Annotated in this window: 9 protein-coding genes; all 9 read left to right on the top strand. The window is 32.8% G+C overall.

Annotated features, from left to right (window positions below):
• Nucleotides 1-1146: GGDEF domain-containing protein (locus KBI38_07505; GenBank protein MBP8629903.1), on the top strand; the 1146-nt coding region annotated here is incomplete at its 5' end.
• Between the two features lie 17 nt (nucleotides 1147-1163).
• Nucleotides 1164-2189 carry a PDZ domain-containing protein gene (locus KBI38_07500; protein ID MBP8629902.1) on the top strand — a complete coding sequence of 342 codons (1026 nt, stop codon included), beginning with the start codon at nucleotides 1164-1166 and terminating at the stop codon, nucleotides 2187-2189.
• Entirely contained in the window at nucleotides 2170-3336 is a 1167-nt protein-coding gene (locus KBI38_07495; protein ID MBP8629901.1) for a glycerate kinase, read from the top strand. The genes KBI38_07500 and KBI38_07495 overlap by 20 nt, the downstream gene beginning before the upstream one ends.
• Nucleotides 3333-3896 carry a histidine phosphatase family protein gene (locus tag KBI38_07490; protein MBP8629900.1) on the top strand — a complete coding sequence of 188 codons (564 nt, stop codon included), beginning with the start codon at nucleotides 3333-3335 and terminating at the stop codon, nucleotides 3894-3896. The genes KBI38_07495 and KBI38_07490 overlap by 4 nt, the downstream gene beginning before the upstream one ends.
• Before the next feature lie 144 nt (nucleotides 3897-4040).
• Nucleotides 4041-5003, top strand: a complete 963-nt coding sequence (locus KBI38_07485; protein MBP8629899.1) for a PhoH family protein — start codon at nucleotides 4041-4043, stop codon at nucleotides 5001-5003.
• Between the two features lie 29 nt (nucleotides 5004-5032).
• Nucleotides 5033-7135 carry an HDIG domain-containing protein gene (locus tag KBI38_07480; GenBank protein MBP8629898.1) on the top strand — a complete coding sequence of 701 codons (2103 nt, stop codon included), beginning with the start codon at nucleotides 5033-5035 and terminating at the stop codon, nucleotides 7133-7135.
• A gap of 4 nt (nucleotides 7136-7139) precedes the next feature.
• Nucleotides 7140-7607: an rRNA maturation RNase YbeY gene (gene ybeY / locus KBI38_07475; protein ID MBP8629897.1), complete on the top strand. Its 468-nt coding sequence runs from the start codon at nucleotides 7140-7142 to the stop codon at nucleotides 7605-7607.
• Nucleotides 7600-7986 (top strand): cytidine deaminase, encoded by a 387-nt coding sequence (locus tag KBI38_07470; GenBank protein ID MBP8629896.1) that lies wholly within the window; start codon nucleotides 7600-7602, stop codon nucleotides 7984-7986. Before ybeY ends, KBI38_07470 begins: the two co-directional genes overlap by 8 nt.
• A 19-nt stretch (nucleotides 7987-8005) precedes the next feature.
• Nucleotides 8006-8400: GTPase Era (era, locus tag KBI38_07465; protein MBP8629895.1), on the top strand; the 395-nt coding region annotated here is incomplete at its 3' end.

Raw genomic sequence — 8400 nt, 5'->3', positions numbered from 1 at the left:
CCGCAATTTTTAAACATTTTAGAGGCGGCAAAAACAGTCAAAGAACTTAGTCTTAATGGTGCTAAACCTGAAGAAATAAGGCCATACCTTAATATAATTAAAGAAAATGAAGTGGACTTTCTGAAAGGGATGGATCTGATTGTTTTTCAATACAATAAGGAAGCTGATGAAAAAGTAGCAATTTTAAAAAAAGTGGAGATGTCTTTATTAGGAATTGCTTTAATCACGTTATTATTAGAAATTTTATTTATTTTTCGTCCAACTACGGTGACGGTAGCACAAGCTATTGATAACTTGGAAAAAAGCTATCAGAATATAAAGAATATTTTTCAGATTGCACCGACGCCGTTGATTCTTTTTTCGGAAAAAGAGTTTAAAATATTGCGAGTAAATACTGCAGCCAAAGATTTTTTTCTAAAAGACGGTAAAAAAGTTGAAATGAAAAAGTTTTTGGCTAATAACAAGGAAGTAGTCAGCGGAATTTTTAAAAAGATTAAAACAGAAGGTAATTTTAAAAATAAGGAAATTAATTTCAAAATAAATGATTTTGAAAAAACAGTATTGTTAATATCAGCCTGCAAACTTAGTTTTGAAGAGCAGGATACAATTTTAGTAGGGTTTAGCGATATAACGGTGCAAAAAAAATCAGCCGAAGAACTATATGTTCAAGCTACCATTGACGAGATGACGAAAATTTTAAATAAACGAACAGGTTTAGCAATGCTAACAGAAAAAATAATAAATAAAGAACAATTTGTAGTGGTTTTTATCGATATTGATGGTTTAAAACTAGTTAATGATACTTTTGGACATCAAGAAGGTGATAATTATATTAAAACGGTAGTACAAAAAATTAAAGAAAGTTTATCAGCACATGATTTTTTATTTCGCTATGGAGGTGATGAAATTGTTATGGTGGTTAATGCTGAAGGTGAAATTAATTCGAGCCAAAGAGCAGAAGGGATGCTTAACAAAATTAACAATATTATACAGGACGAACACAAACCATATAAAATGTTGATTAGTTATGGTATTGCAAAATATGATAATACTAGTATTGAAACCACCGAAGAAATTTTGGCAAGAGCTGATGCCCAAATGTATATTAATAAACGCATTAATAAAGACAGTCGTAATTTAATATAAGATAAGGGGGCGTTTTTATGAAAAAAGTTATAGTGTTAGTCCTATTGTTAATGTCCTTTGTTAGTCAGGCGTTTGCTACGGCCAGTCTTACTATCAATAATGTGACGCCGAAGCTTGTTAAAGAAAATATTTTAGCTAATTTAACGGTGAAAGGTCATAATTTTCGTGTTGAGTCAGTCAATGAATATAGTATGGTGTTATTGTACATTAATACCGTTGACATTGGTCTATTTGGTACTGGTACGCAAGAAAGTCGAGTTACTTACAATTTAATTCCCAGCGGTGATAATATTATTTTAGCTGTAGGTGAAGTTGTAACAACGATAAATAATCAAACTGGTGCTAGACAAACCTATCCGGTTGGCAATGCAATAACTGAATTGGGATTTTTGCAAGAAATAAAAGCATATTTTAATGGTCGGTATTTATATGGCTATAATTCAAACGGTGAAAAAAGTAAGAATGGTTATATTATTACTGAGGTAAGGCCGGGCTCAGCTTTTGCTGAAGCTGGAATAAAAGTTGGCGATATTATTATTGCTATTAATAAAGCTTTAGTCAAAGATAATAAAGAAAAATTTATGGTAGGAATTATACCGGACAAGTTTAATCCCAATCCTACCGAATTTGTGATAAGACAGGGTGAAGTAGAAAAAACTTTTCTATTAACACCAAAGTTTTTCCCAGCAGAATATAATGCGCTCAATAATAAAAATGTTGAGAACTTAATAGCGCCGGATCAAGCTTATCAAGTGGTTAGAAATTATGAAAATGGTGATAAATACGAAGGTGAAATAGTAAGCGGTTTATTGCAAGGTAAGGGTAAATATACTTGGGCTAATGGTGATGTATACGAAGGAGATTTTGTTAATAATTTAATGCAGGGAAAAGGTAAACTTATTTATGCTAATGGCAGTGTATATGAGGGCGATTTTATCAAAGGAAAATATGATGGTTGGGGCAAATTGACGGCGGTTGATGGTAAAATCAAAGAAGGAAAATTTAAAGAAGGGATATACATTGATGAGCCAAAAGCAGCTTAGTATTTTACTAGCACCGGATTCTTTTAAAGAAAGTCTAAGTGCTACTGCCGTTTGTATGGCTATGGCAGAAGGAATATCCAAGGTCAATTCGCAAATTAATATTATTAGTAAGCCTTTAGCTGATGGTGGTGAAGGCACTTTGGAAGCTTTAATCAATGGTAATGATGGCGAGATTTTTTATGAAGAAGTCTTTGACCCAATAGGAAATAAAATTAAGGCACCTTATGGCATTATAAAGTCTGAAAAAGTAGCAGTGATTGAAATGGCAAAAGCCAGTGGGTTAATGTTGGTATCGCTACAAAATCGTAATCCACTAATAACGACAACTTATGGTACCGGACAGTTAATAAAAGCTTGCTTAGAACATGATGTGAAAAAAATAATAATTTGTATTGGTGGCAGCGCGACTAATGATGGTGGTGTTGGCGCAATGCAAGCACTAGGAATTAGTTTTAAAGATGCTAATTTGCAAGAAGTTAATTGGGGTGGGGGAAATTTACATTTAATCAAAATCATTGATGATAGTAACTTAGATCATAGAATAAAAAACGTAAAAATTGAAGTTGCTTGTGATGTACAAAATACTTTGTGCGGTGATTTTGGTGCCAGTAAGGTTTTCGCCGAGCAAAAGGGTGCTGGGGAAAATGCTGTGGCAGTATTGGAGGAGAATATGCTGCATTACGGTAAGTTGTTACAATCATATTGTCAAGAAGATATTTTTACAGTAAAAGGGCTAGGAGCAGCTGGTGGTTTGGGTAGTTCGCTATATGCCTTGTTAAAGGCTGAATTAAGACCGGGCGTTGATATTGTCATTGAACATTATCAACTTGAGAAAATCATAAAAGATGTTGATTTGATATGGACGGGAGAAGGCTCACTAGATTTGCAAACCGCGTTTGGTAAAGCTCCGTTAGGGCTAGCAAAATTAGCGATGAAACATCATAAATTTGTGATTGCCTTAACGGGGAGAATCGGCGCTGGAGTGGAGTGTTTACAGCAAGCTGGAATTAGTGCTGTTTTTGGGATAATTGATCAAAACTCTACTGATCAAGAATTGTTTGCTAAAGCTCACACTAATATTAGTAGAACTAGTGAAAATATAATGAGGTTAATTTATTTTAAACATAATAATGAGGCGATAACATGATTTTACTGATAAGACATGGTGAGAGTTTAGCGAATGCCGGCAGTATTGTCGATAATCATATCACCATTCCATTAACAGAAAAAGGTTATCAACAGGCTTATAAGGTTAGTTTAGAAATTAACACAAAACCGGATCTTATCATAACTTCCGCTTATACACGAGCAAGAGAAACTGCGAAATATACTATTGAAAAATATAATGATACTAAAGTTGAGATTTGGCCGGTACAAGAGTTCGCCTATTTAAATCCGGCATGCTATTTAGGAAAACACATTGAAGATATTAAAGAAAAAGTTACAGATTATTGGAATATATTAGATCCGCTATATCAAGACGGTGAAAATGCAGAAAGTTTTGTTATGGTCTTAAAACGTGCGTCTTTTGTTTATCAAAAATTGTTGACGTTAACTGATAAAACAGTGGTGGTTTTTAGTCATGCACAATTTATAAAAGTATTATTATTGCTGAGAGATTATAATAAGTGTAATCCGATTGAAATGATGGCTAAATTCACACAATTACCACATATTGAGAATTGTGAAATTGTAAAATATTTATAGCGTAAAAAATAGAGAGGTTATTTACTGATTATGCAGATATCGTGAATAACCTCTTTATTTTTTACTAGAGGAATAAAGATTAAAATGTCGAATTAAAATAAAAGGATTTGTTTATTTCCCTGATAGCGCAAGGAGGCTATTTTATTGCAAAGACATTTAGAAAAAACAATTGAATTTAATAAGCAAGAAGAAGCATTAGCAATTTTAGGTTATAATGATGAATATCTTAAAATTTTAAGTGACAGCTTTGATAGTAAAATTATTAGTAGGGGCGATAAAGTAGTTGTCAGAGGTAATAATAATGAGGTTTTAAGTATTGAAAAAGTTTTAATGGAATTGTTAAATTTATACCGTAATACTGGTGAGCTTACTAGTCATGATGTTAAATATTGCATTGAGTTGATAAAAAAGGGCGAACAAGAATTATTGAATAAGGTCTTTAATAATGTAGTATTGGTGACTGCTAAAGGAAAACAAGTTAAGCCCAAAACTGTAGGGCAGAGTATTTATTTGGAAGCAATCAAAAAAAACTATATAACTTTTGGAATTGGACCGGCCGGGACTGGTAAAACATATTTGGCAGTTGTAATGGCGGTGATAGCGCTGAAAAACAAAGAGGTTGAAAAAATAATTTTAACTAGACCAGCAGTTGAAGCAGGAGAAAGACTAGGATTTTTGCCGGGCGATTTGCAAGAAAAAGTTGATCCCTATTTACGACCACTCTATGATGCGTTATATGATATTTTAGGAGTGGAAACTTTTCAAAAATTTATGGCTAAAAATATTATTGAAGTTGCACCACTGGCTTATATGAGAGGGCGGACTTTAGAAAATTCTTTTGTTATTTTGGATGAAGCACAAAATACAACAACGCAACAAATGAAAATGTTTTTAACAAGATTGGGCTTTGGTTCTAAAATGGTAATAACAGGAGATTTATCGCAAACGGATTTGCCACAAGGGACTATTTCAGGGTTGGCAGAAGCTAAATATGTGCTACATCAAGTTGAAGGGATCAAAACAATAATGTTTGATGATGCTGATGTTATCAGACATGAAGTTGTGGCGAGAATTATTAGAGCTTATCAGCAATATGATAATAATTAGCACTTTACCTAAAGGGTGGAGGGAATATTATGACCGGGCTGAAATCTATCATCAATAAAATAAAAGAAAATATAAATTATTTTCAATATGAAAAGATGAAAAATCAAATTACGTTGTTTTTTTTCTTTCTATTGTTTATGGTGGTAATTTTTATTGATCTTGCAACTGCTAAAATTGATTTTGTTGTGGGAGATGTCAGTAATCGTGATATTGTTGCGCCTAAAACCATTTCTTATATTGATGAAGTGAAAACTACTGAACTGAAAAATGAAATGTTATCAACTGTTGTTGATGTATATGATTTTGATATAAATATTTTACCGAGAACTATTAGTAAACTGGATGGATTGTTTAATCTGTTAGCGGAAAGCAAGGTGGTGACAAGTGAAGATTTGTTATCAGCTGATAGTGAAACTAGGTTAAAAAATTTTTTAAAAGAAAATCAACTTTTTTTAAGTGAAAATAGCCGTAAGGTTTTATTGGCGGAAAATGATAACGACAAAAGTTTTATTTATCTTAATAGTAAGCTTTTATTGGAAAATTACCTACAACGAGGTATTAGTGATAAGGACTTAGAACTTAATAAAAAATATTTATTAAAAGATATCAATGAGCTTAATGCAGAAGTTGAAATTAAGTTGATTATTGCTGATATTTGTAGTAATTTACTGAAAAATAACTTGGTAATAAATCAAAAAGAAACCAATGATAGAAGAAATAAAGCCATTGAAACTGTTGAGCCGGTAAGAAAAAATATTATTAAAGGTCAGGTTGTTGTGCGGCGGGGCGAAATTGTAACGGACGAACAACTATATGCGATAAAAGAGTTAGGCCTATATGAAAATAATATTGATAAAAGTAAATTTTTGGGTACAGCGATCTTTATGTTGTTTTCGATGTTGATTTTAGATGGATATTTAAGAAAATTTAAATATAAAATATATGATGATAACAATAAAATGATTTTGCTATGGTTAATTATTTTCTTTTCTTTGCTTATGGCGAAATTTGGACATTATTATAATTACTTTATAACACCAATTACTGCGGGAGCATTATTAATTGCAATATTGATAACACCAAGAATTGCCTTGATTTCGAGTATTGTGGTGGCTTTTTTGGTAGGAATGGGTATTGAATATGATAGCAGAGTAATTGCCTTTGTGTTATTAAGTAGTTTAATTGGTGTTTATACTGTCGTTCGAACAAGCCATGGTTATAGTTTACTTAAAACGGGGCTTATTATTAGCATTGCCAATGTAATTGTAATAGCTTCAACGGGATTGATAGCACAAATCAATTATCAAGAATTAATGCTAGAAATGTTGCTTGGAGCGCTAAGTGGTGTTTTGTCGGCCGTAATTACTACCGGTATTTTACCTTATTTTGAATATAGTTTTAAAATAACGACCCCCTTGACCTTAATAGAATTAGGGCAATCTAATCACCCCTTGTTGCAACGGTTGTTATTAGAAGCACCAGGGACATATCATCACAGTGTGATAATTGGTAACCTGGCTGAAGCGGCAGCCAATGAAATTGGTCTTGATGCTATTTTAGTAAGGGTGGGCGCATATTATCATGATGTTGGGAAAATTAGAAGAGCTGGGTTTTTTGTCGAAAATCAATTTGGCAGTGCCAATCCCCATGATAAACTAACCCCTGGAATTAGTACCCTTATTCTAACTTCACATGTTAAAGATGGTGTGGCGTTATGTAAGGAATATAAAATTCCGCAAGATATTATTGATATTGTGGAGCAACATCACGGTAATAGTTATGCTAGCTTTTTTTATGCTAAAGCTATTAGCTTATATGGTGAAAATAATGTTAACAAAGATGATTATCGCTATCCCGGGCCTAAACCGCTGACTAAAGAAGCCGCGATAATAATGATAGCTGATTCTTGTGAAGCAGCAGTAAGGTCGCTTAGTAATCATGGCAATAATAAAATTGATAATATGGTTCATAAAATAATAAATCAAAAATTAAATGATGGACAATTTGATGAGTGTGATATTAGTATGAAAGAACTGATGGTTGTTGCTACCGTTTATATAAAAATATTATCAAGTATGTTTCATTCTAGAATTGAATATCCGGAAAACATAGTTGAAACTGAAGCGAGGTAATAATATGGAGATATTATTGAGTTATGAAGATGACTCTAGTTATAAAAATGAAGAGTTTGAAAAAATTATTAATAAAGTATTGGCGAAAGTATCTGAACTTTATGGTTTAGAGGAAAACTCTGAAGTAAGTGTAGTATTGGTTTCTGATGCATATATCCATACTTTGAATAAAAAATATCGTAATAAAGATTGTGCTACGGATGTTCTGTCCTTTGCCCTTAATGAAGGTGATGAACCGGAGATTATTGATGGACCGGCAGAAAATTTATTGGGTGACATTATAATATCAATTGATACTGCTAAATCTCAAGCTGAAGAATATGGTCATAGCATAGAACGTGAAATTGCTTTTTTAACAGTACATGGTATTTTGCACTTGCTCGGGTATGATCATATCGAAGAAGCTGATAGAATTGAAATGCGCCAAGAAGAGGAATATATTTTAACGAAGTTGGGGATTAATCGTGAATAATGAATTACTAATAAAGTTAGCACAAGATGTTAGAACTAAAGCTTATGCCCCTTATTCTAATTTTAAAGTAGGGGCAGCGGTATTAGCGGAAAGTGGCAAAGTTTACACTGGATGTAATGTAGAAAATGCTTCATACGGTTTAACTAATTGTGCTGAAAGAAGCGCTATTTTCAAAGCTGTTTCCGAAGGTGAAATTAACCTTAGAAAAATTTGTATTGTCGCTGATAGCAGTGCATTAACACCGCCGTGCGGTGCCTGTAGACAAGTTTTAGCTGAATTTAATATACAGGAGATTATTTTAGCTAATTTACAAGGTGATATAGCTAAATTTACATTAGAAGAGTTGTTGCCACATTCTTTTACTAAAAAACATTTATAATGATGATAGGAGTTTTAATATGAGTAATAATTACAAATCAGGCTTTGTGTCCGTTATTGGAAGACCAAATGTAGGGAAATCAACACTAATTAATAGTTTAATTGGACAAAAAATTGCAATAATGTCCGACAAACCACAAACAACCAGAAATAAAATCTTATGTGTCTTGACCCAAGATGATGCTCAAATATTATTTATTGATACCCCAGGGATTCATAAACCGAAGCATAAGCTCGGCGAGTACATGGTTAAAGCAGCAGAAAATACGCTAAAAGAAGTAGATGTGATCTTATTTGTGGTTGATGCTACCGAAAATATTGGTGCCGGTGAGCTCTATATTATGGAGCGCTTGCAAAGTACGCAAGCACCAGTTATTTTAGTAGTAAATAAAGTTGATCAAATCAATAAGCAACA

The sequence above is a fragment of the Negativicutes bacterium genome (assembly GCA_018052945.1).
GTDB lineage: Bacteria > Bacillota > Negativicutes > JAGPMH01 > JAGPMH01 > JAGPMH01.
The sequence above is the reverse complement of the archived record's forward strand: the minus strand, read 5'-3'. Positions and strand labels throughout refer to the sequence as shown.